The 24,754-nt window shown below is 72.7% G+C and carries 20 protein-coding genes and 5 pseudogenes; 10 read left to right on the top strand and 15 right to left on the bottom strand.

The genetic code is table 11. The annotated features are described in order from the left end of the window. Positions 1 to 13: 13 nt before the first annotated feature. From B1L11_RS00385 to B1L11_RS00365, 5 genes are all read left to right on the top strand, one after another. Positions 14 to 1,387: an SWIM zinc finger family protein gene (locus tag B1L11_RS00385; protein WP_079312079.1), complete on the top strand. Its 1,374-nt coding sequence runs from the start codon at positions 14 to 16 to the stop codon at positions 1,385 to 1,387. Next, positions 1,384 to 2,373 (top strand): hypothetical protein, encoded by a 990-nt coding sequence (locus B1L11_RS00380; RefSeq protein WP_079312077.1) that lies wholly within the window; start codon positions 1,384 to 1,386, stop codon positions 2,371 to 2,373. The genes B1L11_RS00385 and B1L11_RS00380 overlap by 4 nt, the downstream gene beginning before the upstream one ends. A 17-nt stretch (positions 2,374 to 2,390) precedes the next feature. Next, positions 2,391 to 4,397, top strand: coding sequence for a hypothetical protein (locus B1L11_RS00375; protein ID WP_079312075.1), 2,007 nt, complete (start codon positions 2,391 to 2,393; stop codon positions 4,395 to 4,397). Positions 4,398 to 4,460: 63 nt separating this feature from the next. Next, a complete protein-coding gene (locus B1L11_RS00370) occupies positions 4,461 to 5,645 on the top strand; it encodes a hypothetical protein (protein WP_079312072.1) in 1,185 nt (394 codons plus the stop codon). Continuing rightward, positions 5,546 to 5,947 carry a hypothetical protein gene (locus tag B1L11_RS00365; RefSeq protein ID WP_079312070.1) on the top strand — a complete coding sequence of 134 codons (402 nt, stop codon included), beginning with the start codon at positions 5,546 to 5,548 and terminating at the stop codon, positions 5,945 to 5,947. Before B1L11_RS00370 ends, B1L11_RS00365 begins: the two co-directional genes overlap by 100 nt. A 10-nt stretch (positions 5,948 to 5,957) precedes the next feature. Here B1L11_RS00365 and B1L11_RS00360 read toward each other — a convergent pair whose 3' ends face one another. From B1L11_RS00360 to B1L11_RS49430, 5 genes and pseudogenes are all read right to left on the bottom strand, one after another. After that, on the bottom strand, positions 5,958 to 6,707 hold the full coding sequence (locus tag B1L11_RS00360) for an HNH endonuclease family protein (RefSeq protein WP_256862098.1): 750 nt from the start codon (positions 6,705 to 6,707) through the stop codon (positions 5,958 to 5,960). Positions 6,708 to 6,971: 264 nt separating this feature from the next. Next, the gene (locus B1L11_RS00355) at positions 6,972 to 7,922 is read right to left on the bottom strand and encodes an ABC transporter substrate-binding protein (RefSeq protein ID WP_079312066.1); all 951 of its coding nucleotides are present in this window, start codon (positions 7,920 to 7,922) and stop codon (positions 6,972 to 6,974) included. A gap of 160 nt (positions 7,923 to 8,082) precedes the next feature. Continuing rightward, a complete protein-coding gene (locus B1L11_RS49440) occupies positions 8,083 to 9,063 on the bottom strand; it encodes an ABC transporter substrate-binding protein (protein WP_079312064.1) in 981 nt (326 codons plus the stop codon). Beyond that, positions 9,060 to 9,992 carry a proline/glycine betaine ABC transporter permease gene (locus B1L11_RS49435; RefSeq protein WP_256862132.1) on the bottom strand — a complete coding sequence of 311 codons (933 nt, stop codon included), beginning with the start codon at positions 9,990 to 9,992 and terminating at the stop codon, positions 9,060 to 9,062. Before B1L11_RS49435 ends, B1L11_RS49440 begins: the two co-directional genes overlap by 4 nt. An 82-nt stretch (positions 9,993 to 10,074) precedes the next feature. Further along, positions 10,075 to 10,461 (bottom strand): annotated as a pseudogene (locus B1L11_RS49430) (ABC transporter permease subunit); the annotation flags it as partial. On the opposite strand from B1L11_RS49430, the gene B1L11_RS49425 reads away from it, so the two are divergent. Continuing rightward, positions 10,394 to 10,756 carry a hypothetical protein gene (locus B1L11_RS49425; RefSeq protein ID WP_256862141.1) on the top strand — a complete coding sequence of 121 codons (363 nt, stop codon included), beginning with the start codon at positions 10,394 to 10,396 and terminating at the stop codon, positions 10,754 to 10,756. The pseudogene B1L11_RS49430 and the gene B1L11_RS49425 sit on opposite strands and share 68 nt — an antisense overlap. 613 nt (positions 10,757 to 11,369) lie before the next feature. Here the strand turns inward: B1L11_RS49425 and B1L11_RS00340 are convergent. The 8 genes and pseudogenes from B1L11_RS00340 to B1L11_RS00310 form a co-directional block, all read right to left on the bottom strand. Then, positions 11,370 to 12,422: pseudogene (locus B1L11_RS00340) on the bottom strand (glycine betaine/L-proline ABC transporter ATP-binding protein); the annotation flags it as partial. A gap of 336 nt (positions 12,423 to 12,758) precedes the next feature. Next, entirely contained in the window at positions 12,759 to 13,412 is a 654-nt protein-coding gene (locus B1L11_RS00335; protein WP_256862097.1) for an SDR family NAD(P)-dependent oxidoreductase, read from the bottom strand. Between the two features lie 178 nt (positions 13,413 to 13,590). Then, positions 13,591 to 14,700, bottom strand: coding sequence for a hypothetical protein (locus tag B1L11_RS49420; protein ID WP_256862096.1), 1,110 nt, complete (start codon positions 14,698 to 14,700; stop codon positions 13,591 to 13,593). Between the two features lie 244 nt (positions 14,701 to 14,944). Further along, positions 14,945 to 15,871, bottom strand: coding sequence for a tetratricopeptide repeat protein (locus tag B1L11_RS49415; protein ID WP_256862095.1), 927 nt, complete (start codon positions 15,869 to 15,871; stop codon positions 14,945 to 14,947). A 67-nt stretch (positions 15,872 to 15,938) separates the two neighbouring features. Then, positions 15,939 to 16,706: a hypothetical protein gene (locus B1L11_RS00325; RefSeq protein ID WP_079312060.1), complete on the bottom strand. Its 768-nt coding sequence runs from the start codon at positions 16,704 to 16,706 to the stop codon at positions 15,939 to 15,941. Positions 16,707 to 16,778: 72 nt separating this feature from the next. After that, a pseudogene (gene dapF, locus B1L11_RS00320) lies at positions 16,779 to 17,590 on the bottom strand (diaminopimelate epimerase). A 27-nt stretch (positions 17,591 to 17,617) separates the two neighbouring features. After that, entirely contained in the window at positions 17,618 to 18,529 is a 912-nt protein-coding gene (miaA, locus tag B1L11_RS00315) for a tRNA (adenosine(37)-N6)-dimethylallyltransferase MiaA (RefSeq protein ID WP_079312058.1), read from the bottom strand. A 28-nt stretch (positions 18,530 to 18,557) separates the two neighbouring features. After that, positions 18,558 to 19,091 carry a methylated-DNA--[protein]-cysteine S-methyltransferase gene (locus B1L11_RS00310; RefSeq protein ID WP_079312055.1) on the bottom strand — a complete coding sequence of 178 codons (534 nt, stop codon included), beginning with the start codon at positions 19,089 to 19,091 and terminating at the stop codon, positions 18,558 to 18,560. On the opposite strand from B1L11_RS00310, the gene B1L11_RS00305 reads away from it, so the two are divergent. Next, positions 19,090 to 19,839, top strand: a complete 750-nt coding sequence (locus tag B1L11_RS00305; protein ID WP_256862094.1) for a hypothetical protein — start codon at positions 19,090 to 19,092, stop codon at positions 19,837 to 19,839. The genes B1L11_RS00310 and B1L11_RS00305 overlap by 2 nt on opposite strands. On the opposite strand, the gene B1L11_RS00300 is transcribed toward B1L11_RS00305, so the two are convergent. Next, entirely contained in the window at positions 19,812 to 20,762 is a 951-nt protein-coding gene (locus B1L11_RS00300; protein ID WP_079312052.1) for a ribonuclease Z, read from the bottom strand. The genes B1L11_RS00305 and B1L11_RS00300 overlap by 28 nt on opposite strands. A 114-nt stretch (positions 20,763 to 20,876) precedes the next feature. Here B1L11_RS00300 and B1L11_RS44680 point away from each other — a divergent pair, with 114 nt between their 5' ends. The 3 genes and pseudogenes from B1L11_RS44680 (at position 20,877) to B1L11_RS44675 (ending at position 23,100) form a co-directional block, all read left to right on the top strand. Continuing rightward, positions 20,877 to 21,035, top strand: a complete 159-nt coding sequence (locus B1L11_RS44680) for a hypothetical protein (RefSeq protein ID WP_218670811.1) — start codon at positions 20,877 to 20,879, stop codon at positions 21,033 to 21,035. Between the two features lie 222 nt (positions 21,036 to 21,257). Continuing rightward, a pseudogene (locus tag B1L11_RS00295) lies at positions 21,258 to 22,139 on the top strand (MFS transporter); the annotation flags it as partial. A gap of 235 nt (positions 22,140 to 22,374) precedes the next feature. After that, on the top strand, positions 22,375 to 23,100 hold the full coding sequence (locus tag B1L11_RS44675) for a hypothetical protein (protein WP_143736790.1): 726 nt from the start codon (positions 22,375 to 22,377) through the stop codon (positions 23,098 to 23,100). A gap of 25 nt (positions 23,101 to 23,125) precedes the next feature. Here the strand turns inward: B1L11_RS44675 and miaB are convergent. Continuing rightward, positions 23,126 to 24,566: pseudogene (miaB, locus tag B1L11_RS00285) on the bottom strand (tRNA (N6-isopentenyl adenosine(37)-C2)-methylthiotransferase MiaB). Positions 24,567 to 24,754: the final 188 nt, after the last annotated feature.

The raw sequence follows: 24,754 nt of genomic DNA, 5'->3' as shown, positions 1-24,754 counted from the left end.
TAGCCTCCGGCACATGACAAACGCGACGCAGGCGTACAGCTACGCCGCGCCTTCGATGCTGGTGGACGGACGTCTCGGGCTCTCGACGTCCGGCGGCAGGGCCCTGAGCGGCCCCGCCGTGGCGCCGAGGTTCTTCAGCGGGGTGGTCACCCAGGCGGCGCCCGCGGCGGCGGCCCTGCTCGGCGTGGCCGACGTGGCCCTCACCCGCTACCACCAGCCGCGTCCGGGGTGGACGCGCGATCCGGTCGTCACGTGCGGCGGGGACCGGCTGCGGTTCGAGTCGTTCTCCGCCTGCGGCGGGGTGTACGCCCGGCTCGACCTGCTCGAGAACGCCCTGGACGGCGAGGTGTTCGACCGGGGGACGACCAACGTCGACGTCAACGGCCCGCTGCGGGAGGCGCTGGCCCGGGTGGGCGCGCGCGACCCGCTGCACCTCGGGGTCGGCGCGGACGAGCTCACGGTGACCACGCTCGACGGCGCGGTGGTGGAGAAGAAGGTGCCGCTGCCCGAGCGGTGGCTGCGGGGGTTCGCCGAGGTTCAGGTGATCGCGGCGCGCATGGACCTGCGGGCCGAGTTGCACGGCATGAGCGCGGTGCGGTTCCTGCGGGCCCTGCCCAAGCGGGCGACGGCCGACCTGTGGGTCGCCCCCTCGGGCCGCGACCTGCGCGTCACCGACCGGCCCGGCCCCGGAGCGGTGTGCCTGTCCGGCGTGGGCCGCCTGGCGACGCTGCTGCCGCTGCTGCGCTTCGCGAGGAGCCTCAAGGTGTACGGCCCGGCCTCCCCCGGCGGCCCGGCGTCGAGCGCGTGGGAGCTGGATCTGCCCGGCATGCGCTACACGCTGGTCCTGTCGCCGGAGCGCTGGCGCGGCTTCTCCGGCGAGGGCGCGGTGCTGGCCGACCTCGCCACCGACGAGGCCGAGGCCGACGCCGACGTGGTGGGCATGCTGCTCAACTTCGAGCCCGAGGTGGAGATCGGCCTGCTGGCCGACCGCGCCGGGCTGTCCTCCACGCGCGTACGGGCCGCCCTCACGCAGCTCGGCACGGCCGGGCGGGTCGGCTACGACCTGTCCGAGGCGGCGTACTTCCATCGTGAGCTGCCCTACGACAGGGAGCACGTGCAGCACCTCAACCCGCGGCTGACGGCCGCGCGGGCGCTGGTCGAGACCGGCGCCGTGGAGATCACGGGCGACACGGCGCACGTCCGGACCCGCGGCGGGCTGCGGGAGGTGGGCCTGGCCGACGGATCGTGCACCTGTCCCTGGTGGTGGGACCATCGCGGCTCGCGTGGGCCGTGCAAGCACGTGCTCGCGGCCAGGATCGCCGCGCGGGCCACCACGGACACGGGCGTGGAGTCCGGCCTGGAGACGAGCTCGGAGGCGGCCCGATGAGCGCCTGGCAGGAGGTGCGCGACCTCGTCACCGCACGGGAGACGAGTACGCTGGCCGACCGCGTGATCGCGCTCACCGAGGCCGAGCGCGCCGAGGTGGGCAGACGGCTGCCGGACTTCCTCAAGGAGATGCGCGACACCGCCACGCAGATGGCCCGCGAGAGCCAGCGGGACCACCACGACGACGAGGACCCCTGGCTCGCCTGGGAGCGCCGCCGGACCGTGCGGGACGCCCTCGCCGAGTTCGGCGCGCCGCTGCGGATCGCGGGGGCGGGGACGATCTCCGGGCCCGCCGCCGCGGCCGCCTGGCTGAGCCGCCGCGAGCTCTACCCGGAGTGGGCGCCGGCACCGGACCCTGCCGAGGTGGTCCGCGTGCTGGTCACCCGCCCGGCCGAATGGCAGGCCGACGTGGCGGCCCGGCTCGCCGGAAAGATCCGCAGGGCGGACGACGATCGGGTCGCCCCGCTGGTGCTCGCGCTGCTGCGGGCCTCCGGCGTGACACCGCCCGCGCACGACCCGCTCGTGGTCGCGTGGCTGACCGGCGAGGCGGCGGCCGGCGATCCGCTGCTCGGCCCGCTGCTGCCGCGGATCTTCGAGGCCGAGGGCGCGGGCCGCGCCCTGCGTGAGGAACGGCTCACGCCGTCCCCCACCCGGTGGCTCTCCCTGATCCGGCGGCTCCTGCGTGCCGGACGGGTGTCGCGGGCGGAACTCCTCGACGGCTGCGTGAGCCGGTTCCTGCGTGGGGGCAACGCCGCTGACCTGCGCTTCTTCGTGCGCCTGCACGAACTGATCGACCCGGCGCCGCAGGAGGCGGCCGAACGGGCCAGGGACTACCTGCGGCTGCTCCCCGCCCGCCCCCGGCCCCGGTCGCCGAGCTGGCCCTGGCCCAGATCAACCGGTCCGGCCCGCACGACGACGCGGACGTCCAAGAGGCGATCGAGGCGCTCACCTTCAGGCCCGAGGCCAAGCTGGCCCGCGCCGGCCTGACCCTGCTGGACCGGCAGGTGCGGCAGAGGTCCGCACGCGCCGGCGAACTGGCTCCCGCGCTCGTCACGGCGTTCGCTCACGCTTCCGACGACGTGCGGCGGCGAGCGGTACGGATCGCGCTCAGGCACGCCGCGGCGTTCGGCGCGGACGCGAAGGTGATCGCCGACGCGGTCCCGCTGCTGCCCGCCGAGCTCGGCCGGGAGCTCGCCGCCGTGTTCGGGGGCGAGGTCGCGGCCGAGGAGACGCCGGAGCCGTTCACCCCCGTGCCGCTGCCGGTCCTCCCCGAGCCCGGCCCGTTCCCCGCACCGGCGGTGGACCGGACCGCAGGGGAACTCCACGGATGGGCGGCGTGCGAGCAGTGGCTCGCCGGTTTCGTCGAGCGGGTGGGCAGGGACCGTGCGGCCCTGCGCGAGACGCTCACCCCCGTCTTCCGGGACTCCTTTCCCTATCTGTACGGCCTGGAGCGCTGGCTCGATCCGGAGGCCTGGATCGCCGCCCTGGCGAAGGAAGTGATCGCTCCCGGCGCCGATCCCGGCGTGCCCGATCCGGAGCCCGTTGATCCCTGGGCGGGGTCGAGCTTCTCCGTGCGGGTCAGCGCCGTGCCGCCCGAGGAGACGGACGACCACGAGGACGGGCCGGAAGATCAGGACGGCCCGGAAGACGAAGACGGCTCGGAGGACGAGGCGGCACCCGGGCCGGCCTTCGGCGACCTGCCGGAGCACGTCCGGGAGGAGATCTTCCGCCAGATCCTCGAGATCGGGGTCTCCGCCGAGCGGGTGGCGGCGATGCGCGACGGCAGGCCCGTGCCTCCCCGCGATCCCGGCGAACCGGAGTTCCCGGTGGGGATCATATACTCGGGCTTCCGGCCGCTGTTCGGCAAACCGGAGGAGCCCGACCCCGCGGTGGAGTTCCGCCGCCGCGCCCGGCTGCCGGAACCCGCGCACGTCTCCCCGCCGCACATGTTCCTGCTGCACCGGCTCAGCGAGATCTACCGGGCGCTTCGAGAAGGGACGCTGCCCCCAGTCCTGCTGGCGACGCCGACGGTGACGACCGGGCACCTCGATCCCGGCGTGCTGGTTGACCGGCTGGAGCTGTGCGCCGCCGCGGGCGTGGAACCACTGCCCGCCGACCTGCAGCAGGCGTTGCTGCGGCTGCCCAGGGGGGCTCACCCCCTCGTCGCCGAACGCGCCGGACGCGTGGGATCACGGGCGGCGTCGGCCGTCGCCGCCTGGCTCGCCCGGGGCGGCCTGCCCGACCCGGAGGCGGGGCTGAAGTGGGGCTACATCCAGGATGCGCGGGAGCACCTGTTCGAGGAACGTGACCCGGGGCACGTCGAGCAGGTGCGGCTGGTGCCGGTGCTGCGGGCGGAGCCCACCGGACACCCCCTCATCGACGAGCTGCTGCGCGAGCCGCCGAAGTGGCGCTGGGACGATCACGGCTACGCCATGGGCTGGTGGCCGTCGATCCTCCCGTCGCACCGTGAGGTCGTCTCCGTCAACTACCTGCCCCACCTGCTCTACCAGTGGAACCAGCCGGGGGTCTATCCGCCGTACCTGGAGGCCCTGGCGGACGCCGACGGCCCGGTCGGGGACGCGACCGCGCTCATCCTCGCCTACTTCCTGGCCGAGCGCCGCCCGGACCCTGTCCCTGTGCTGCTGCGGATGACGAGCCGGGGAGCCCTGGACGCCGAGGCGGTCGGCCGTCAGCTCGCGCTGCTGATCCGCCACACCTGGTTCGAGCTCCGTCCGGTGTTGGCATCGCTGCGGGAGGCCGCGCATCAGGGGGCGCACGAGCAGGTGTGGGAGATCTTACGCAGCCTGCTGCCGGATCTGCTGCCCTCCGCCGGAGAGCGGCCGAACGTCACTCATACCGAGGCGGTGACGCTCGCCGCCGACCTGGCCGCCTGGGTGGGCGCCCGCGGCGAGATCCCGGTCGTGTCGGCACACGCCGCCACTGGCCGGGCGAGCCGGGGAAGCCGCTTCGCCCGGGAGTGCGCACGCCTGCGTGACCTGCTCGCCGGATGACGTCAGGCGCCACCGAAGGCGATCTCCCCTAAGATCGTCCTTCTTGTCTCGGGAGGGCGCGGAGTGATCCGAGAGCGTGCGGGGTGGATCGCGGCCGGGGTCCACCTGGCGGTGTCGGCCGTCGGCGCCGTGGTCACGGCCGTCACCGGGCGTCTCGACGCCCTCTGGGCGGCCGTCCTGTGGTATCCGCTCGACGACCACTCCTCGATGGGTTTCGCCGAGTCGCCCACCGCCGCCGTGACGGGGGCGGTGGGTCTGCTCACGATCCTCGCGCTCAAGACCTGGATGCTCCGCCAGGTCTTCACCTTCCCCCCGCCCGCGGCCCGGCCCGCCGACCGGCGGACGGTCTGGCTGCGGCGTCTGCTGTACCTGGCCGTCGCCCACGCCCTGATCCCCCCGCTGCCGGTCGCGCCGCTTCCCGACGTCGTCGGCGAGGCGCTCACACTGGCCCTGTGGTGCCCGCTGCAGGTGCTGTTCGCGCTGACCCTCCGCGGACGGCTCCGGGTGTTCGCGCTCGTCACCGCCTGGCCGGGGTCGGCAGGCCTGGCGATGATCGCGATGGACGAGGTGCCCGGGGTGCGGGCGCCCCGGTTCATCCTGCTCGCCTGCCTGGCCATGGCGGCGGCCTGGCAGGTGGCCGTGCTCTTCGGCCAGCACCGCGACGGCCGCTGGAGCCGCGACACCGTCACGGCCGGCTGGCGCCACGTCACCGTGACGCTGGCGACTCCCCTCGCCGCCGCGGCCGTCCTCTCGGTGTTCGTCTACAACGACGTACCGCTGATGAAGATGCTGGAGGAGTTCGACGTCTTCCTGGCGGTGTGGCTGGCCCGCTCCGCCCGCGAACTCACCGGCCCTCACGGCACGCCCCCGGAGCGTGCGCCGCTCCGCCCGTCCGGGCCGGTCCTGCTGGCGGCCGTCCTGCTGCCGTTCCTCGTGCTGGTCGGGCCGGAGGAGACCGGGCGCCCCGCCTACACCGGCTGGTGGTACGAGGGGCCGCCCGAGGCGCTGCGGCCGAGGACGGGGCACGCGCGGGCGACGAGAGCCACGTCGCGGAGGCCAACGCCCGCTGCCGAGACCCCTGGCCGAGGGTGCGGGCCCGGCGGCAGGGCACGGCCGCGTACTTCCTGTTCGAGGGCGGGGGATACGGCGTGTACGACCCGGACGACATCACCGAGGAGGGCGAGGGCGCCTTCGACACGGCGGTGGACGACGGGTTCCTCGGCGCGGCCGGCAGTTCGGCGGTCGTGATGACCTACGGCGAGAACGAGCCGATGTGCCTGACCGTGAAGGCGTTCGGCTCCGCTCCCCCGCTGCGCTTGACGGGCTGGGAGCGGGTGGCCGAGGTCGGCATCGTCAGCCGCAGCGGCCGCCTGGAGGTGCCCTCGTACGACGGCGGCGACGAGGGCGCCGGGGCCCGGCTGCCGAACCTGGCGGTGAAGGGTCCCGGACGCTACCGGCTGCGGGCCTACGCCCGGGGGCCCGAAGGGGCCGAGGAGCACCTGGTCGTCGTGTTCCCCGGCCGGTCGGCCAAGAAGGTCGTCTACCGCTGAGCCGGGCCCGTTACTTGCACTGCTCCAGCATGGCCGCCTTGTCGGCTGAGGTCACCGGCAGGTCGTACTTGAGGGCGACCTGGGCGAACCGCACGACGTAGGAGCAGCGGATGTCGCGGCTGGGCGGCAGCCAGGTGGCCGGGCCCGAGTCGCCCTTGGAGCCGTTGGTGGAGCCGTCCACGGGGATCAGGTTGAGCGGGTCGTTCGCGATCTGCTTGCGCTTGCTCTCGCTCCACCGCGACGCGCCCATCTGCCAGTCGTACGACAGGGGCATGACGTGGTCGATCTGGACCTCCGCCGCGTCCGATTTGCTCCAGTCGATGGTCTTGCCGGTGTACGGGTCGTACAGGGTCATGGAGGTGATGACGCAGTTCGACCCGCTGCGATATTTGATGTCCTTGCCGTCCCGCTTCAGCAGGTCGTTGCGGGTGTCACAGCCGTTGCGCCCCCACGGGACGCCGTCCACGTTGTCGGCCCAGGCGTAGCCGAACTTGTCGCGGTCGTAGCCGGTCTTCGGCCCCCGGCCCTTCGTCGCCACCTTGTCGATCAGATCGCGGGCCTTCGCCCGGTCCTTGTCCGACGTGATCGCCTTCAGGCCGGGGCCGGTGCCGTCGGGATTGTCGAGCGGGTTGACGCCCCGCTCCGTTCCGGAGTCGCCCTTCGCCCCGCCGCCCTTGCCCGTGGGGCCGCCGTCGAGTTCCGGCATGGGCCCGCAACCCGCGAGTACGGCCACCGCCACCGAGATTCCGGCGATCGACACAGCGATCAACCGGTTGCCACGCCCGCCCACTGCCACCCCTAGGTAATGAAATATCCCCCTCAGATATAGCAAAGTGCAAAAAAGTGGCAAAGGAGGCGCGCACAAGAGCCGCGGCATTGCGACGTTTCCCGCTCACCGACGGCGCCGCCTCGGGCGAGAACCGCGGCGTACGACGAGGGGCGCGGCACGCCGTGCGCGCCACGCCCCTCGGACGGACCCGGTGAAAGAGCCCGGTGGATCAGATGCGGTGGTTCGGACAGGGGTTCAGGCCGGGATCCAGTCCTGCCAGACGATCTTGTTGGCGTCGACCCACTTCTTCGCGGCCGCCTCGGCGCTCATCTTGTTCACCGCCATGTCGTAGGCCACGGCGTTCTGGTCGTCGTTGGTCCAGCTCCAGTTCTTGATGAACTCGTACGCCTTACCGCCGGTCTGGGCGAACTTCACACTGACGATCTTGTCGAGCAGGTACGGCGGATAGTCGCACTTGACCGTCTTGGGGTTGTCGTCACACCCGATGGCGTACGGCGGGAGGTTGATCTTGACGAGCTTGAGCTGGTTGAACAGCCACTGCGGCTCGTAGAAGTACATCAGCAGCGGAGTCTCGTTCTCGGTGGCCTTGCGGGCCGCCGCGATCAGCGCGTCCTCGCTGCCGGAGTAGACCACCTTGTACGGAAGGTTCAGGTTCTTGATCAGCGCTTCGTCGTTGGTGACGAACGACTTGTCGCCGGCGAGGTACTGTCCCAGGCCGTCGCTCTTGTCGGTCTTGAAGAGGTCCTTGTACTTGGGCAGGTTGTGCCAGTCCGTGATGTCCGGATATTTCTGGACCATCCACTCGGGGACGTACCACCCGAGAACGCCCTTGTTGCCGTCCTCACCCGCGGTGATCGCGACCTTCTTCTCGTCGATGTACTCCTTCTTCAGCTCCGGGTGGTTCCAGTTCTCGAGGATGACGTCGACCGTGCCCTTCTCGAAGCCCTTCCAGGAGTCCGCCTCGCCACTCTCGATCTTCTCGACCTTGTAGCCGAGCTCGTGCTCCAGGAGATAGGCGACGACCGCGGCGCTGGCCTCGTAGCCGATCCAGGGGTTGATCGCGAGTCGTACGGTCTTCGTGCCGCCCCCGGCGCCTGCTCCGGCGGCGTCATCCGAACTCCCGCCACTGCAGGCGGTCATGGCCAGCGCGAGCGTCAGCGCGCCGGCAAGGAGACGGATCCTCATATCTAGCCTCATCTGATGTCGTACGGGCGGCGAACGCGAGCGGCGGGGCCGCGGCGACACCGGCAGAGTATTCCACAACAAGCGGGATCGGCCGCGATCGCGCGGATCGCGGCGACGACTGCTCACGCCCGGACGGCGCGCGGAGGTCGTGATCCTCAGATCACTTGGGCATCCAGGCCTGCCACTTGGCGGTGTTGGCCTCCACCCACTTCTTGGCCGCGTCCTCGGCCGACATGCCGTTGTTGGTGATGTCGTCGGCGACCGCGTTCTGGTCGTCGTTCGTCCACTGGAAGGCCTTGACCAGCTCGTACGCCTTGCCGCCGGTGTCGGCGAACTTCTTGCTCACGATCTTGTCGAGGTCGTACGGCGGGTAGTCGCAGGCGACCTTCTTGGGGTCGCTGTCGCAGCCCTCCTCCCACGCCGGAAGGTTGACCTTCACCAGCTTGACCTGGTTGAACAGCCACTGCGGCTCGTAGAAGTACATGAGCAGCGGCTTCTTCTGCTCGGTCGCCTGCTTGGCGGCCTTGATCAGCGCGGCCTCGCTGCCCGCGTACACCACCTTGTAGTCGAGCTTGAGGTTCTTGACCAGCGCCTCGTCGTTGGTGACGAAGGACGGGTCGCCGTCCAGCATCTGGCCCTTGCCGTCCGACTCGGAGGTCTTGAACAGGTCGGCGTACTTGTTCAGGTTCTTGTAGTCGGTGATGTCGGGGTACTTCTGCACCATCCACTCGGGCACGTACCAGCCGATGACGCCCTTGTTGCCGGTGCTGCCCGCCTCGACGGCGACCTTCTTCTCCTCGATGTACTTCTTCTTGAGGTCCGGGTGACCCCAGTTCTCGATGATGACGTCGACGTCGCCCGACTCCATGCCCTGCCAGGACGGCTCCTCGGCGAGCGTCACCTTCTCGACCTTGTAGCCGAGCTCGTGCTCCAGCAGGTAGGACACCACCGCGGCGCTGGCCTCGTAGCCGACCCAGCCGTTGATGGCCATCTTGACCGTGCCCGCCGCGGACGCGCCCGCGGAGCCCGCGGCGCTCGCGCTCGGCGCCGCCGCGGAGCCGTCCTCTACCTTGGCGCCTCCGCAGGCGGCCGCACTGAGGCCGAGAACGAGGACCCCTGCGATTAGGCCAAACTTCTTCATGCGTTCCTCTTCTTGTGGGGAGAGCGGCGCCCGTTGGCGCCTTGCGTGATCCGGTCGAGCATGACTCCGAGGAGGACCAGGGCGACGCCGGCGGCGAGGCCCTTGCCGTAGTCCTCCTGCTGCGCGAATCCGGCCACGACGTCGTATCCGAGGGCCCCTGCGCCGACCAGCGCGCCGATCACCACCATCGCCAGCGTCATGACGATGCCCTGGTTCGCCGCCAGGAGCAGCGAGCCGCGGGCCATCGGCAGCTGCACCTTCCACAGCAACTGCCGGTCGGTGGAGCCCGCCGACCTCGCCGCCTCCATGACGGTGCCGGGGACCGCCCGCAGACCGTCCTCGACCACGCGCGCGACCACCGGCACCGCGTAGATGAAGGCGGCCATGATCGCGGTGAAGCGGCCGTTGCCGAACAGGGCCACGGCGGGCAGCAGGTAGGAGAACGACGGCATCGTCTGCGCGGCGTCCAGGAGCGGCCGCAGCACGGCGGCGAACCACCGGGACCGCGCCGCCGCCACGCCGAGCGCGAGCCCGGCGGCGATCGTGATCACCGCGCCGACCAGCACCATCGTCAGCGTCTGCATGCCGTGCTCCCACAGGCCGAGCGCGGCGACGCCCAGAAGGCAGGCGGCGGCGACCAGACCGGCCACCAATCCGCTCACCCGCCAGGCGAACACCAGCACCGCCGCCGTGACCAGCCACCAGGGAGCGCTGGTCAGCACGTCCTGCAGGGGGTTGAGCAAGCCGTACGCGACGGTGTCGTTGAGGAAGCCGGTGAAGGTGTACCAGTGCGCCTCGATCCAGTCGGCCACGTCGTTGATCGGCCGGATGATCTGCACCTGCCACTGCTCGGGGAACTCCTGCGCCAGCACGGGGGTCAGGGCGAGCCCGGCGGCCGTGAGGACGGCGAAGCCGCCCCCAGCGGACACCCCGCGCCCGGGCCCCGCCCTCGCGCCGCTGCGCCGCCGCCCGCGTCATGCGGTCGAGCACGATGGCGATCAGCACGATCGCGATCCCGGGCACCAGCGCGGCGCCCACGTTGACCCGGGCGAGCGCCCGGATCAGGTCCTCGCCGAGGCCCGGCGCCGCGATCAGCGCCGTCAACGGCACCATCGACAGAGCCGCGGCGATCGTCTGGTTGACGCCCAGCATGATCGTGTTCAGCGCCAGCGGCAGGCGGACCTTGCGCAGCGTCTGCCAGCGCGTGGCGCCGAGCGACTCCGACGCCTCCACCGTCACGCCGGAGACCCGCTCGATGGCCAGCGCGGTGATCCTGATGGCGGGCGGCATCGCGTAGATCATCGTCGCGATCGTCGACGACGCCGACCCGATGAGGAACAGCAGCACCATCGGCGACAGGTACGAGAACGTCGGCATGATCTGCATGACGTCGAGCACCGGCGTCACGATCCGCCGGACCCGGGGCGAGCGGCCGGCCCAGATCCCCAGCGGGATGCCGAACAGCAGCGACAGCACCACCGCGGACAGCGTCAGCGCGAGCGTCTCGACGCTCGCCTCCCAGAACCCGAGCACGCCGAGGCCGCCGAAGCCCACGAGCGAGACGAGCGCGATCCGCCAGCCGCCCGCGAGCCAGCCGAGGCCGGCGGCCAGGCCGATGAGCCCGGGCCACCCCAGCGCGACCAGGGCGCCCTGGATCAGCGCGAAGACCTCCGCCGCACCCAGGCGGATGTAGTTGACGACGTACAGGAAGATCGGGTTGCTGTTGCGGTTGGCGTCCACCCAGTCGCGGGCGTCGTTGAGCCAGTGGAACAGGGTGGCGTCGTCGTCGTGCGGCAGCACGGCCTTGCCGCGGAAGGCCACGTAGAGGGCCACCCCCACGACCACTCCGGCGACCGGCGCGACCCATCGCGGCAGGCGCCGGACCCGCGCCGGAGCCGGCACCGGCGGGGCCGCCTGCACAGGCGCGCTCACCACTTACGCCTCCCCGGAGGCGCCGGCGGAGCGACCGCCGCGCCCCCGCGCGTCCTCGCCTCGGCGGTCGCGGAGGTGTCGCCCTCGTCCCGCGCCGGCTGCTCCTCCTGAGCGTCCTCGCCGGGCTGCTCCTCCTGAGCGTCTTCGCCGGCGGCGTCCTCGCCGGACGGCTCCTCCTCGCCGGCCTCCCCGGAGGCGACGGGCTCGTCCCCACCGGACTCCTCCGAGCCGCCGGTCTCCTCCGAGCCGGAGGACTCCCCGGCAGGTTCGTCGACCGGCTCCTCGGCGGCTTCCTCAGCAGAGGCGGCGGGCTCCTCGGCAGGCTCCTCGGCAGGCTCCTCAACGGGCTTTTCGGCGGACTGCTCGATCGGGGCGGCGACGACCACGGGCGCGGGCTGGGGGCGTACCGCGCCGAGGAGATCGACGCGGCTGACCACGCCGACCAGTTCGCCGTCCGCGACGACCCGGATGGGCCGGTCGGAGGCCATCGCGGCCGGGACCGCGTCGTGGATCACGGTGTCGGCGGGGAGTTCGGGACCGTCGAGCGGCTCGTCCGGCTCGGGGGCGCGGGAGATCCAGCGCAGCGACAGCACCTGCGCCCTGGGAACGTCCCGCACGAAGTCGGCCACGTAGTCGTCTGCGGGCGCGCCGACCAGCTCCTCGGGGGTGCCCACCTGCACGATCGCGCCCGCCCGCATGATCGCGATGCGCTCGCCGAGCTTGAGCGCCTCGGACAGGTCGTGGGTGATGAAGACCATGGTCTTGCCGACCTCGCGGTGCAGCCGGATGACCTCGGCCTGCATGTCGCGGCGGATCAGCGGGTCGAGCGCGCTGAACGGCTCGTCGAACAGCAGCACCTCGGGGTCGACGGCGAGGGCCCGGGCCAGCCCCACACGCTGCTGCATGCCGCCCGACAACTGCTCGGGATAGGAGTCCTCGTGGCCCTCCAGCCCGACCAGCGACAGGATGCTCCGGGCCTTCTCGTGCCGCTCGGCCTTCCCGACGCCCTGGATCTCCAGGCCGTAGCCGACGTTGTCCACGACCTTGCGGTGCGGCAGCAGCCCGAAGTGCTGGAAGACCATGCTCACCCGGTGGCGGCGAAGCTCCCGCAACTGCTTGGCCGACATCGCGCGCACGTCCTGACCGTCGATGCGCAACTCGCCCGCCGTCGGCTCGATCAGCCGGGTGAGACACCGCACCAGCGTCGACTTGCCGCTGCCCGACAGACCCATGACGACGAAGACCTCGCCGGGCCGTACCTCGAAGCTGACGTCCCTGACGGCGGCGGTGCACCCCGTCTTCGCCCGCAGTTGCGCGGGCTCAAGGTCGGCGTCGGGGCTGCCGATGATCCGGTCGGCCTTGGGACCGAAGATCTTCCAGAGCCCGCGAACGTCGATCGCGGCTGTGCCCACTCTGATTCCCCTCACTTGGCGCTCGCCCGCGAGGCGGCGTGGACGCCCGGAAACGCCAAAGCACGGCGCGAGGGCTGCCGCTCGCACGCCGTGAATGAAGAGCGGGGGGCCAACGACTCCTCAGGGCACACGCACAGGCGTTGCGCTAGGCGCAACACGGATCCTGTTTTGACAACAGGTCTGAGGCTAGGGCCCTGCTGCCCCTCTTATGGTGAAAAATGCCACTCAATCTCCATATCGTGACCGTCCGGTGATCTTTCGCCCCATACGTCGTACCGGGCAGTGAGGGCGCGGCGGCGAGGCGTGAAGACCGGCCTCCGGAGAGGCGAGGCGGCACCGGGAGGGCCGGGATCAGGTGGCGAGAATGCCTCCGTCGACCGGGAGCACCGCCCCGGTGACGTACGAACCGGCGTCGGAGGCGAGGAAGACGGCGGCGGCGACGAGTTCCTCCGGGTCGCCCGAGCGCTTCATCAGGACCCGCTGCTCCCGCATGCGGTCGAGGTAGCCGTCGGGATACTGCGCGGTCATCTCGGAGTCGAAGAAGCCCGGCTCCAGGCAGTTGACCCGGATTCCCCGGCGCGAGGTCCACTGCTGGGCGAGGTCGCGGGTGAGTCCGACGACCGCGGCCTTCGACGCGCTGTAGGCCGCCTGCGGCAGGCCGGCCGTGGTCTCGCCGAGCACGCTGCCGATGTTGACGATCGACGACCCCGGCCGCATGACCCGGGCGCAGGCCTGGGCCATCCAGTAGGTGCCGTTCAGGTTGACGTCGAGCACGCGGCGGAACTCGCCGGGCGTCTCCCGCAGGGCGGGCACGGCCGTGCCGACGCCCGCGTTGTTGACCAGGACGTCGACGCGGCCGAACTCGCCCATGGCCGCGTCGACGAGGGCCTGGCACTCCTCGGGGACCGACACGTCGGTCGGGACCGCGAGGCAGCGGCGGCCGGTCTCCTCGACCAGCCGCCGGGTCCGCTCCAGGCCCTCGGGACGGCGGGCCCCGATCACCACGTCGGCGCCCGCCTCCGCCAGGCCCTTGGCGAAGGCGACCGCCGAGCCCCGACGAGGCCCCCGTCACGATGGCCACCTTGCCGTCAAGACGGAACCGGTCCAGGATCACACCGCCTCCTCGCTCAAGAATCGAACCCGACTCTAGAGCAGGGTTTCGCCAGGGCGACGGGCAGGCGGATCAGAGGCCGTACTCCTTGGAGATCCGCTCGTGCCGCTCGGCCTCGATGCCGACCTCGCGGGCGAGGTCGAGCCACGCCAGCGGGTGGGACCACTGCTCGGTGACGTCGTCGAGAACGGCGTCCAGCTCCGCCGGCCGCACGGTGGGCGGGATCGCGATCCAGCCGAACACGCCGGGAAGCTGCTCACCGGTGGCCGGGTGCGTGACGCGGTAGTTCTCGTCGCTGTAGACCCACATCGGCCAGCCGCGCTCGGCGAGGACCTCGTTGAACTCGGCCCACTCGTCCTCGGACGGCGCCGCGCCGTCGAAGAACCAGCTCGTGTAGCCGCCCGGGCGCAGCATCGTCACGCCGGCGAACGGGATGACGAAGCTCTCCCGCTCCTGCTCGTCCTCCGGGATCGGCTCCAGCGGCCGGGGGTCGATCACGACGACGTCGCCCGCGTTGTATTCCATGCCGCGCGGCTGCGGGATCGCCAGGCGCGCGGTGGCCGGGCCGGTCCGTACGGCGAGCACCTCCCGCTGGCTGCCGTCGGGGGCCGGGAGGATCACCCGGACCAGGTGCCACTCCTCCTCGATCGGGCCCTCTCCCGGCTCGATCGGCATGCCGAGCTTGGCGCCCGCGGCGCGCACGGTCGCCCAGTCCTCCACGGCGGTGGACAGGACGATGAGCCGCCAGACGTCCTCCTCCTCGCCCTCTTCGGACTCGAGCAGCGGCTTGAGGATCTCGGCCGCCTTGGCGTTGTCGCCGAGCTGCTGGGCGGCGCCCGACCACAGGCGGCGCGCCTCCAGCCCGCCCTCGTGGGCGACCGCCTGCTCGGCCTCGGCCGCCGTCTGCTCCCAGCGCTCGCGCGCGCGGTGGAGCCGGGCGAGCGCGAGGTGCGAGCGGGTCTCCGGCAGCCGTCCCGCCAGGGTCTCCACCCGCTCGTCCTGCCGGGCCTCGATGAGCAGGCCGGTGAGGTAGGAGATGTCCTCGTCGCCGGCGGCGGCCGGGTCGCCGTCCTCGACGATCGTCTTCCAGTAGATGTCGGCGCCCACCGGGGCGTAGCCGAGGAACCCGAGCGTCGTGGTGTGGCGCGGGTGGCCTCGAGATCGGTGCCGGACAGCGGCCACAGCCAGCCCACCCAGCGCTCGGGATCGGCCGTGCGGCCGTCGGCGGCGTCGAAGTAGGCCACCAGCTCGTCGCGGGGGCCGGGCGGGGGCAGCTCCTTGGCGGCGTCGGCCGCGGCGCGCAGCTCGGCCACCCGCTCGGCCAGCCCCTCGCTGACACGGAGGTCGGCGATCACGGCCTCGGCGTAGTCGGCCAGCAGGCGGGCCTGCCAGAGGCCCTGCCGGGCGACGGCCAGGTGCCCGGCGGTCAGCGCGAGCTCGAACCTGGCGCGGTGGCCGCCCACGCTCTCGAAGTAGGCGATCCACTGGCGCAGGATGCGGCCGAGCTGCCAGGTGTTGGCGATCGAGCCGCCCGCGGTGAGCATGCGGACGTGCGCGCCCACTCCACCCATTCGCGCGCGTGGTCGCCCACCACGTCGAGGTCGGGCAGCGCGTCGACGGCCTCCTCCAGACGGCCGAGCGTGGCCAGCACCTGCGACCTGAGCAGGCTCTCGCGGCGGCCCTTCGCGACCGGGTCGTCCGGCTTGAAGCCCGTCGAGGCGTCGAGCGCGGTCAGGGCGTCGTCCGGGCGTCCGGCGGCGAGCAGGGCCCGCGCGGAGGCGGCGCCCAGCTCCCAGCTCGCCTCGCGTCCCTCGCCGCGCAGGCGCTCGACCGCCGCCTCGGCGTACGCGACGGCCTCGGCCGCCTGGCCCGCGTCGATCAGGGCCGCGACGTACTGCGTGGCCAGGCCGGAGAAGGCGAGGGAGTCCGGGCCGACACCGTCGAGGGCCGCGCCGAGGGCGGCCAGCCGGGTCTCGGCGTAGCCGGGGCCGTCGGTGTTGGCCTGGGCCATCGCCAGGACCTCGACGGCGCCGGGGGCGGCGGGACAGTCGCTGACGTCGTCACGCTCGGCGAAGTCCGCCAGCGCGACGGCGTCGTCGAGCGCGGCCGCGCCGATCGCCCGGTCGCCCACCCGCCCCAGCAGGTGCCAGTAGCGCGCGAAGAACTCCAGCCACGGCTTCTCCAGCGTCTCGGCGTGCTGCGCGATCGCCGGCGCCACGACGTCGAGCTGGGCGAAACGGCCCTCCAGCGCCTGCGCGGGCACGTCACCCAGCGCCATGGCCAGCCCCGTGTTGCCCGCCTCGTGCAGTTCACGCTGGGTGCCACCGACCCAGGCCCAGATGTCCACGTCCATGAGCAGTCAGTCTGCCAGGTCGCCGACCATGACCCAAACAGCACGCGGCCTCGGGTGTACGGGCGCGTCAGCGCGCCCGGGCCGCCTGGGACGCCTCCTTGAGCAGGTCGCAGAGTTCCGCGAGCTCCGCCGGGCCGAGCGCCGCGTACGCGCGGGCGACGAGGTCGTCGGTCAGCTCCTCCGCCCCGGCCCTGCGCTGCTCCGCCTCCGCCGACGGCTCGGGATAGGGCTCGGGCCAGGCGAGGAAACGGGCGACGTCGGAGCTGCGGTCGTACGGGACCGGGGTCCCGGTGTTGTCCGCGCCCACGAGGGTGGCCTCCAGCGGGTCGAGCCCGTGCGCCACCACGGCCGTCGCGTGCCGGGCGCCGCGCAGTTCCCGTACGACGTGGAGCAGGTGGGCCGCCAGGGCGGGTCCGCCGCCGGGCCGCGGCAAGGCCCGCCATCCGGCGAACAGCGGCGCGCAGAACGGGTCGGCGCCGTCGGCGACGACGGCGAGCAACTCCGCCAGCCGGTCGGCGTTCCCGAGCCCGGCGAGCCTGCGCCGTCCCCAGTCGTGGCAGGCGCCGGCGTAGAGCGCGACGGCCTCCTCGGCCGGGAGCTTGCGCCCGCACTCCCATGACTGTCTGACGTGCCCGGCCGGGAAGAAGACGACCGCCGCGAGCACGACGTCGGCGTCCACCTCGCCGAGGACGCCGCACCTGCCCCGGAAGTACATCTCCCGCGGACCGAGGCCGTGGCGCTCGCACAGCGCCTTGACCTCCCGGGAGATCATGAAACCCCCGCCGAGGGCCCCGACGGCCGCCTTCGTCTCCACCACCGCGTCGCGCGGGTCCATGCGCCCTCCTCGGTCTACTCTCCGGACCCAGGGTGGCGGATCAGAACAAGGTTCTGCAAGTCTCCGAAACGATCAGAGGACGGCGGGCCACTCCCCCGAGGCGACGAGGACGGCGGGCCCGGCCAGGTAGCTCGTGTCCTCCTCCAGCGTGACGGTGACCGTGCCGCCGAGCACCCGGACCTCCCAGGTGCCGGTGGTCTCCCCGGCGGCGTGGGCGGCGGCGACGGCCGTCGCCACGGCCCCGGTGCCGCACGAGCGCGTCTCCCCGGAGCCCCGCTCGTGCACCCGCATGGTCACCTTGTGGTCGCCCACGGCGTTGAAGATCTCGACGTTCACGCCCTCGGGGTAGTCCGCGCGTCGAAGTCCGGCTCGCGGCCGAGGTCGAACCCGGCCACCGGCTCCTCCACGACGCACGCCAGGTGGGGGTTGCCCATGTTCACGTTCACACCGCGGCACTCGCGCCCGTCGACGACCGCGCGGCTCTCCCCCAGCACCCGCGGCCTGCCCATGTCCACGGTCACGTCGCCCGTCGCGCCGAGCCGTACGCGCTTGGGTCCTCCGCGGGTGGCGACGGCGAACTCGCCCGGCGCCGCGAGGCCCGCGTCCACGAGGTAGCGGGCGAAGACCCGGACGCCGTTGCCGCACATCTCGGGAATGCCGCCGTCCGCGTTGCGGTAGTCCATGAACCACTCGGCCTCGCCCGCCTGCCCGGCCACCTCGGGGCAGAGCTTGGTGGGCACGACACGCAGCACCCCGTCGGCGCCGATGCCCGCGCGCCGGTCGCAGAGCGCGACGACGTCCGCCGCGGACAGGTCCAGCGTGGCGTCGGCGTCCGGCAGGATGACGAAGTCGTTCTCGGTGCCGTGGCCCTTCACGAACCGCAGGCCCTTCTCAAACCGCATGGCAGAAGTCTAGGAGGCGCCGGTGATCACGGCGATCGCGCGGTCGGCCAGGTCGGGCGCGTCGAACGGCAGCCACACCACCCGGGGGTCGCGGCGGAACCACGACTCCTGCCGGCGGGCGAACCTGCGGGTGGCCCGCACCGTCTCCTCCCTGGCCTGCTCCTCGGTCCACTCCCCGGCGAGGAAGCGCAGCACCTGCGCGTATCCGAGCGCCCGGCTGGCGGTCCTGCCCTCGGCCAGGCCGCGCGCGGCGAGCGCGCGCACCTCGTCCACCAGCCCGGCCTCCCACATGAGGGCGACCCGGCGCTCGATCCGCTCGTCGAGGACCGGCCGCGGCACCTCGACGCCGATCTGCACGCTGTCGTAGACCGCGTCGTACGACGGCATCGTGGCGGAGAACGGCCGCCCGGACAGCTCGATGACCTCCAGCGCGCGGACGATCCTGCGGCCGTTGCTCGGCAGGATGTTCTCGGCGGCCACCGGGTCGAGGCCCTTGAGCCGCTCGTACAGGGGCGCCGGGCCCGTCTCGGCGAGCTCCTTCTCCAGCCGGGCCCGCGCGTCCGGGTCGGTCCCGGGGAACTCCAGGGCGTCGATAGCGGCGCGCACGTAGAGCCCGGAGCCGCCCGCCAGCACGGGCACCCGGCCGCGGGAGCGCAGGTCCTCGATCAAGGGGCGGACGAGCCGTTGGTATTCGGCCACGCTGGCGGTCCGCGTCACCGGCCAGATGTCCAGCAGGTGATGGGGGACGCCGCGCCGCTCCCGCGCCGAGAGCTTGGCCGTGCCGATGTCCATGCCCTCGTAGAGCTGCATGGAGTCGGTGTTGATCACCTCGCCGCCCAGGCGGAGCGCGAGTTCGACGGCCAGGTCGGACTTGCCCGCCGCGGTCGCGCCCACGACGGCGATCACAGGTAGCTGCCCCACACCGTCCAGTGTCCCAGCGGCGGGGAGGTCACATGTCCCAGTCGAGGGTGGGCGGCAGGTGGCCTTCGAGGGTGAGCAGCCACCGCTTGGACTCCACTCCCTCGCCGCCGCTGAAGCCGCCGAGCCCGTTGCTCGCGACGACCCGGTGGCACGGCACGATGATCGGGATCGGGTTGGCGCCCATGATCGAGCCGATGGCCCGCGCCGGGACCCCCGTGCCGCTCCGCGCCGCCAGTTCCCCGTAGGTCACCACCTCGCCGTACGGGACGGTGGCGAACAGCGTGCCGAGGACCTGCCGCTGCAGCGGCGACATGAGCCGCCAGTCCACCGGGACGCGGAACTCCTTCAGCTCGCCCCGGAAGTACGCCGCCAGCTCCTCCCCGGCGGCGGCCGTACGGGCCGGGTCGTCGGCGACGGCCATCCCGAGGCGATCGGCGATGCGCTCCCTGAGCAGGGGGTCGTCCCGGAAGTGCGTCGCGGCGACCCCGTCCTCGGTGACGGCGGCCAGCACGTCGCCCAGCCTGGTCGGTACGGTCGCGAACGCCACCGTGCTGCTGTCCATGCGTCCCATTCTGCGCGTCACCGGGCGGGGTAGGGTGATCGGGTGCTGGTCGCCGCTGCCGTCTGCCCGCATCCTCCGCTGCTCGTCCCGCAGGTCGCCGGGGCCGCCGCACCCGAACTCGACGACCTGCGCGCGGCCTGCGCCGCGGCGGTCGGCTCGCTCCTGGACGCCCGTCCCGACGTGCTGGCCGTGGCCGGCGGCGCGGACGTCGGCGCGTCGTTCCCGGGGAACGCCGCGGGGACGCTGCGCCCGTGGGCCCCGACGTCCGGGTCGGCCCGGGGGATCCCGTCCTGCCCCTGTCGCTCGACGACTCGGCCGCTGGCTGCTGGAACGGGCGCACGCGTCCGGACGCGACCTGCCCGCACTGCGGTTCGAGGCGGCCGGATTCGACGCGCCGCCGGCCGAGTGCGCCGCCCTGGGCCGCCGCCTGGCGGAGTCGGCGCGGCGGGTCGCGCTGCTGGTCATGGGCGACGGCTCCGCCAGGCGCACCGAGAAGGCGCCGGGTTACGTCCATCCCGGCGCCGTGCCGTACGACGAGATGCTCGCCGCCGCGCTCGCCTCGGGCGACACGGGTCGCCTGCTCGGCCTCGACCCGGACGAGGCGCGGGAGCTGTGGGCCGCGGGCCGGGCGGCCTTCCAGGTGCTCGGCGGCGCGGCGCGGGGGGCGCCCCGGCCGGCCGCCTCCGAGCTGCTGTACGACGACGCGCCGTACGGCGTGGGCTACTTCGTCGCCCGCTGGACCTGGTAGTCCCCACGCTTCGGCACGGGGACGCGCATGAGGTCGCGCGCCGTCACGACGTCCCCCGCGTAGGACTTGCGCACCTCGTCCACGAAGCGCGGCTCGTCCGCCGTCGTGTAGCGCTCGGAGAAGTGCGTGAGCACCAGGCGCCGCACCCCGCAGGCCGCAGCGATCTGACCCGCCTGGGCCGCCGTCAGGTGTCCGTACTGCGCGGCCATCGCGCTCTCGTCCGACAGGAACGTCGACTCGATCACCAGCAGGTCGACGCCGTCGGCGAGGGCGAACGCCCCGTCGCACAACCGGGTGTCCATCACGAAGGCCGCGCTCTGCCCCGGCCTGGGGGCGCTGCACTCGTCCAGCGTGACCGTCGAGCCGTCCGGCGTCGTCAGCGAGCCGTTCCGCTGGAGCTCTCCGATCATCGGACCGCGCACGCCCCGCCTGGCCAGTTCCTCGGGCAGCATGCGGCGCCCGCCCGGCTCGTCCACGCGATAGCCGTACGACTGGACGGGGTGCGACAGCGGCCGCGCGGTCAGCGTCACGGGGCCCGACGGCCAGCTGACCACCTCGCCGGAGACCGGGCGGGGTGTGATCACGTCGGTGTCGGCGAACGCCGACGCGTTGCGCAGCCTGCGCCAGTAGATCTCGCCGCTCGCGGGGTAGGCCGCCCGCACCTCGTGGTTCACCTTGTCCCTGGCGATCCGCTGGACCACGCCGGGCACTCCCAGGCAGTGGTCGCCGTGGAAGTGGGTGACGCAGATCCAGGTGACGTCATGGGCGCTCACCCCGGCGTGCAGCATCTGCCGCTGCGTGCCCTCCCCCGGGTCGAACAGGAACCCCTCGCCGTCCCAGCGCAGCAGGTAACCGTTGTGGTTGCGGTGACGGGTGGGCACCGCGCTCGAGGTGCCGAGGACGACGAGTTCACGAACGGACACACCGCCGATGCTAGGCGCTCGGCCCGGGCCAGACGTGCAACAAGATTTCCGCAAGAGGCCTGGTACGCCGCGCCCGAGGCGGAGCAGGAGGTCTGGGACGACAGCGCGTTCTCCATGGACAAGTGGCTGCGACTGACCCCGGATGAGCTGGCCGAGGTGTCCCGCGAGCTGTCGGCCGTGTTCCAGCGGTGGGCCGGCCGGGAGATCCCCGACGACGGGCAGCGGCGCGAGACGGTGTTCGTCTTCGCCCACGGCGTCCCGGCCCGGCCATGAGCACGGCCACGGCCGAACGCCCCGCCCAGCGCGGGCTGCTCCACCACCGCGACTTCCGCCTGATCTGGATCGGGCAGACCACCAGCAGGCTGGGCAGCACGATCAGCGCCGTGGCGCTCCCCCTGGTCGCGGTCTCGGCCCTGGACGCGAGCCCGCTGCTGGTCGGCGCGCTCGCCGCCGCCTCCTGGCTGCCGTGGCTGCTGGTGACCTCGCGGCAACGCCAAGCTCCTGGGCACCGACTCGGCGGCGACCGTGGCCGGCCCGGGCCTGGCGGGGCTGATCACACAGGCGTCCGCCGCGGTCACGGGACTGCTGGCAGACGCCGTGAGCTTCCTGGTCTCCGCCGCCTGCCTGCTCGGAATCCGCGCCCGGGAGGGCGGCGACGAACGCCGCGAGGCGGGGGCGCCTGTGACCTATGGGGCCTCTGGTATCGCCGGGCCGCCTGGCACCGCCCGGCTACGCCGGGAGATCGGCGAGGGACTGCGGTTCGTCGGCCGGGACCCCTACCTGCGGGTGCTCACCGTCGCCGGCGCGGTCACCAACCTCGCCCTCACCGGGTATCAGACGATCCTGGTCGTCTTCCTCGTCCGCGTCGTCCACGTCGCCCCCGGCGCGGTGGGTTACCTGGTGGCGGCGGGCAGCGCGGGAGGGATGCTCGGCGCGTTCGCCGCCACCCGGCTGTCGCGACGCTTCGGCACGGCCCGCGCCCTGGTGCTGTGCCAGCTCTGCACCGCGCCGTTCGCGCTGCTCACTCCTCTCGCGGCACAGGGCTGGAGACTGTCGCTCGTGGTGCTGGGAGGCTCCGTGGTCACCGCGGGCGTCGTCGCCGGAAACGTCATCAGGGGTGGCTTCCGGCAGGCGTACGTGCCCTCCCACCTGCTCGGCCGGGTGGTCGTCAGCATGCAGTTCCTGAACTTCGGCGCCATCCCGGCGGGCGCGCTCGCCGCGGGGGCGCTCGGGGACACGCTCGGCGCGGGACCGACGATGTGGCTGACGGCGGGCGGCGTCGCGCTGGCCGGCCTCCTCCTGCTCATCGGGCCTCTCCACCGTCAGACGGACCTCCCCGCGCGTCCTGCGGGCCGCGATGACGAACACACCTTTTAGCACAAATATCGCGTTATCATCACGGCACTATTCAGGACATTTCTCTAAATAATGTCCGGGTGGCGCATTTGGAGTTCCCGGCAATTGACAGAACCACCGCGGGAATTCGTACGCGGCGGGCAGACTGAGAAATCGGAAACAACCGACCGCCGCACGGAAGAACACGACCTTGCCGGATTTCTCCCCCACTCCACGGCACCGGCGCGACGGTCATCCCGTCCTCGCCCTCACGGGCGTGATCGGTGTGACCGCGATCGCCGGGCTCGGCGTCGTCCTGGCCGTCCTGCCCGCGCGGGACCCCGTGCCCTCCGCCGCCCGGCCGGTGGCCGCCGATCTGGGCGCTCGGGCCGCACCGGCACGTCCGGCGCCGGGATTTCCCGCTGCCGGCCCCTTCTTCTCGCCGGCGACCGCCCCGCGGCAACCCACCTCAGAGCAGCCGGCGAGCCGACGCGGTGCGCTGCCGCCCGGTCACGAGGCCGAAGCGTCGCGGTTGCCCGGTCGCCATGCCCGGACGGCGAACCCCTCCACCCGGTCCCGGCCGCCCTCACCGGTCTCGCCGGCGCGGCGCGGCGGAAGCGACTCCAGCGGTGCGACAGGCCTCGCCAGGACGAGGGAGGCGCACCGGCCGCGACCCACCCGGATCGCTTCCCCGGGCACCGCCAAGCCGGCCGTACGGGGCCCTGCGACCGGCGACTCGGCGGCCGGGAGCACGGCCGCCAGGAACGCGGCGAAAACGGCCAAGGACGCCGCGTCCAAGGACTCCGCGTCCAAGGACACGGCGGCCCGGGACACCTCGACCACGAGTTCGGCCGCCCGGGACTCGGGCACGCGCAGCACGGCCGCGCCCCCCACCGGGGTGGACGGCGCGGCGCGCACCCGGATCCAGGACCCCTGCCTGCGGTTCGACGACGACCTGCGGCGCGCCTACTGCTACGAGGTCCTGCGCCGCCTCGCCCGGTGACCCGGCCGTCGCGGGGCTCCGTGCGTCAGACGGGCGAGCAGGCGGACGGCTCCGCGGGGAGCGGAGCGGGACGGCCGATGGTGGGCATCCCCCAGGTTCACCGCGCTGCCCCGCTGCGGGGGCGGCCTGCCGTGCCTCCCACGCGTCGCCCGCGCGGGTCCGCCGTACGGAAAGGACCTTGTCGGCCACCAGGTGGTGCGGCGCGGCGTAGGTCACCTCGACCGTGACCATGTCACCCGGACGGCGTCGGCGGCGGCATCGGCGGCGGAGAGGTGGACGAGGCGGTTGTCGGCCGCGCGGCCGGACAGGCGGTGGGTGGCGTCGTCCTTGCGGCCCTCGCCCTCGGCGATCAGCACCTCCAGGGTGCGCCCGACCTGCTTCTTGTTCTCCTCCCAGGAGATCTCCTCCTGGAGGGCGACCAGGCGCTCGTACCGCTCCTGCACGACGGCCTTGGGCACCTGGTCGTCCATGGTCGCGGCCGGGGTGCCGGGGCGGATGGAGTACTGGAACGTGAACGCGTTGGCGAAGCGCGACTGCCGCACGACGTCGAGGGTCTGCTGGAAGTCCTCCTCGGTCTCGCCGGGGAAGCCCACGATGATGTCGGTCGAGATCGCGGCGTCCGGCATCGCTGCCCGGACCCGCTCGATGATCCCGAGGTAGCGCTCGGACCGGTACGACCGGCGCATGGCCTTGAGGATGCGGTCGGAGCCGGACTGCAGCGGCATGTGCAGCTGGTGCATCACGTTCGGCGTCTCGGCCATGGCGGCGATCACGTCGTCGGTGAAGGCGGCCGGGTGGGGCGAGGTGAAGCGGACCCGCTCCAGGCCCTCGACGTCCCCGCAGGCCCGCAGCAGCTTGCCGAACGCCAGCCGGTCGCCGAACTCCACGCCGTAGGTGTTGACGTTCTGGCCGAGCAGGGTGATCTCCAGGACGCCCTGGTCGACCAGCGTGCGCACCTCGCTGAGGATGTCGCCGGGACGGCGGTCCTTCTCCTTGCCGCGCAGCGACGGCACGATGCAGAACGTGCAGGTGTTGTTGCACCCGACCGAGATCGCCACCCAGGCCGCATAGGCCGACTCGCGACGGCTCGGCAGCGTGGAGGGGAAGGTCTCCAGGGACTCCTTGATCTCGACCTGGGCCTCTTCGGCGATCCGGGCCCGCTCCAGCAGCACCGGCAACGACCCGATGTTGTGGGTGCCGAAGACGACGTCCACCCAGGGGGCCCGGCGGACGATCTCGCCCTGGTCCTTCTGCGCCAGACACCCGCCGACCGCGATCTGCATGCCCTCGCGGGCCATCTTGATCGGCCGCAGGTGGCCCAGGTTGCCGTAGAGCCGGTTGTCGGCGTTCTCGCGTACGGCGCAGGTGTTGAACACGACGACGTCCGGCGTCTCCCCTTCGGCCGCGCGGACGTATCCCGCGTCCTCCAGCAGCCCGGACAGCCGCTCCGAGTCGTGCACGTTCATCTGGCAGCCGTAGGTCCGCACCTCGTAGGTCCGGGTCGCGCCCTCGGCGCCCTGTGTCGTCGTCGCGCCCTCGGCGCCCTGTGTCGTCACAGTAGGTGTGGTCGCAGTCATCGCACTACAAGGGTAGGCGCTTCCCCACCCTCGCCCGTACCGGAAGCATCGCGGGCGGATCCGCGGTCATGACCAGG

The organism is Microbispora sp. GKU 823 (assembly GCF_002027145.1).
GTDB lineage: Bacteria > Actinomycetota > Actinomycetes > Streptosporangiales > Streptosporangiaceae > Microbispora > Microbispora siamensis.
This window is presented reverse-complemented; position numbering and strand designations above follow the sequence as displayed.

Excerpts from the sequence above, each read along its gene's own strand:
- B1L11_RS00385 (WP_079312079.1), top strand. The coding sequence starts at position 14 with ATGACAAACGCGACGCAGGCGTACAGCTACGCCGCGCCTTCGATGCTG.
- B1L11_RS00380 (WP_079312077.1), top strand. The coding sequence starts at position 1,384 with ATGAGCGCCTGGCAGGAGGTGCGCGACCTCGTCACCGCACGGGAGACG.
- B1L11_RS00355 (WP_079312066.1), bottom strand. The coding sequence starts at position 7,922 with ATGAGGATCCGTCTCCTTGCCGGCGCGCTGACGCTCGCGCTGGCCATG.
- B1L11_RS49440 (WP_079312064.1), bottom strand. The coding sequence starts at position 9,063 with ATGAAGAAGTTTGGCCTAATCGCAGGGGTCCTCGTTCTCGGCCTCAGT.
- B1L11_RS49425 (WP_256862141.1), top strand. The coding sequence starts at position 10,394 with ATGAGGAACAGCAGCACCATCGGCGACAGGTACGAGAACGTCGGCATG.
- B1L11_RS49415 (WP_256862095.1), bottom strand. The coding sequence starts at position 15,871 with ATGGACGTGGACATCTGGGCCTGGGTCGGTGGCACCCAGCGTGAACTG.
- B1L11_RS00325 (WP_079312060.1), bottom strand. The coding sequence starts at position 16,706 with ATGGACCCGCGCGACGCGGTGGTGGAGACGAAGGCGGCCGTCGGGGCC.
- B1L11_RS00305 (WP_256862094.1), top strand. The coding sequence starts at position 19,090 with ATGCGTCCCATTCTGCGCGTCACCGGGCGGGGTAGGGTGATCGGGTGC.
- B1L11_RS00310 (WP_079312055.1), bottom strand. The coding sequence starts at position 19,091 with ATGGACAGCAGCACGGTGGCGTTCGCGACCGTACCGACCAGGCTGGGC.
- B1L11_RS44680 (WP_218670811.1), top strand. The coding sequence starts at position 20,877 with ATGGACAAGTGGCTGCGACTGACCCCGGATGAGCTGGCCGAGGTGTCC.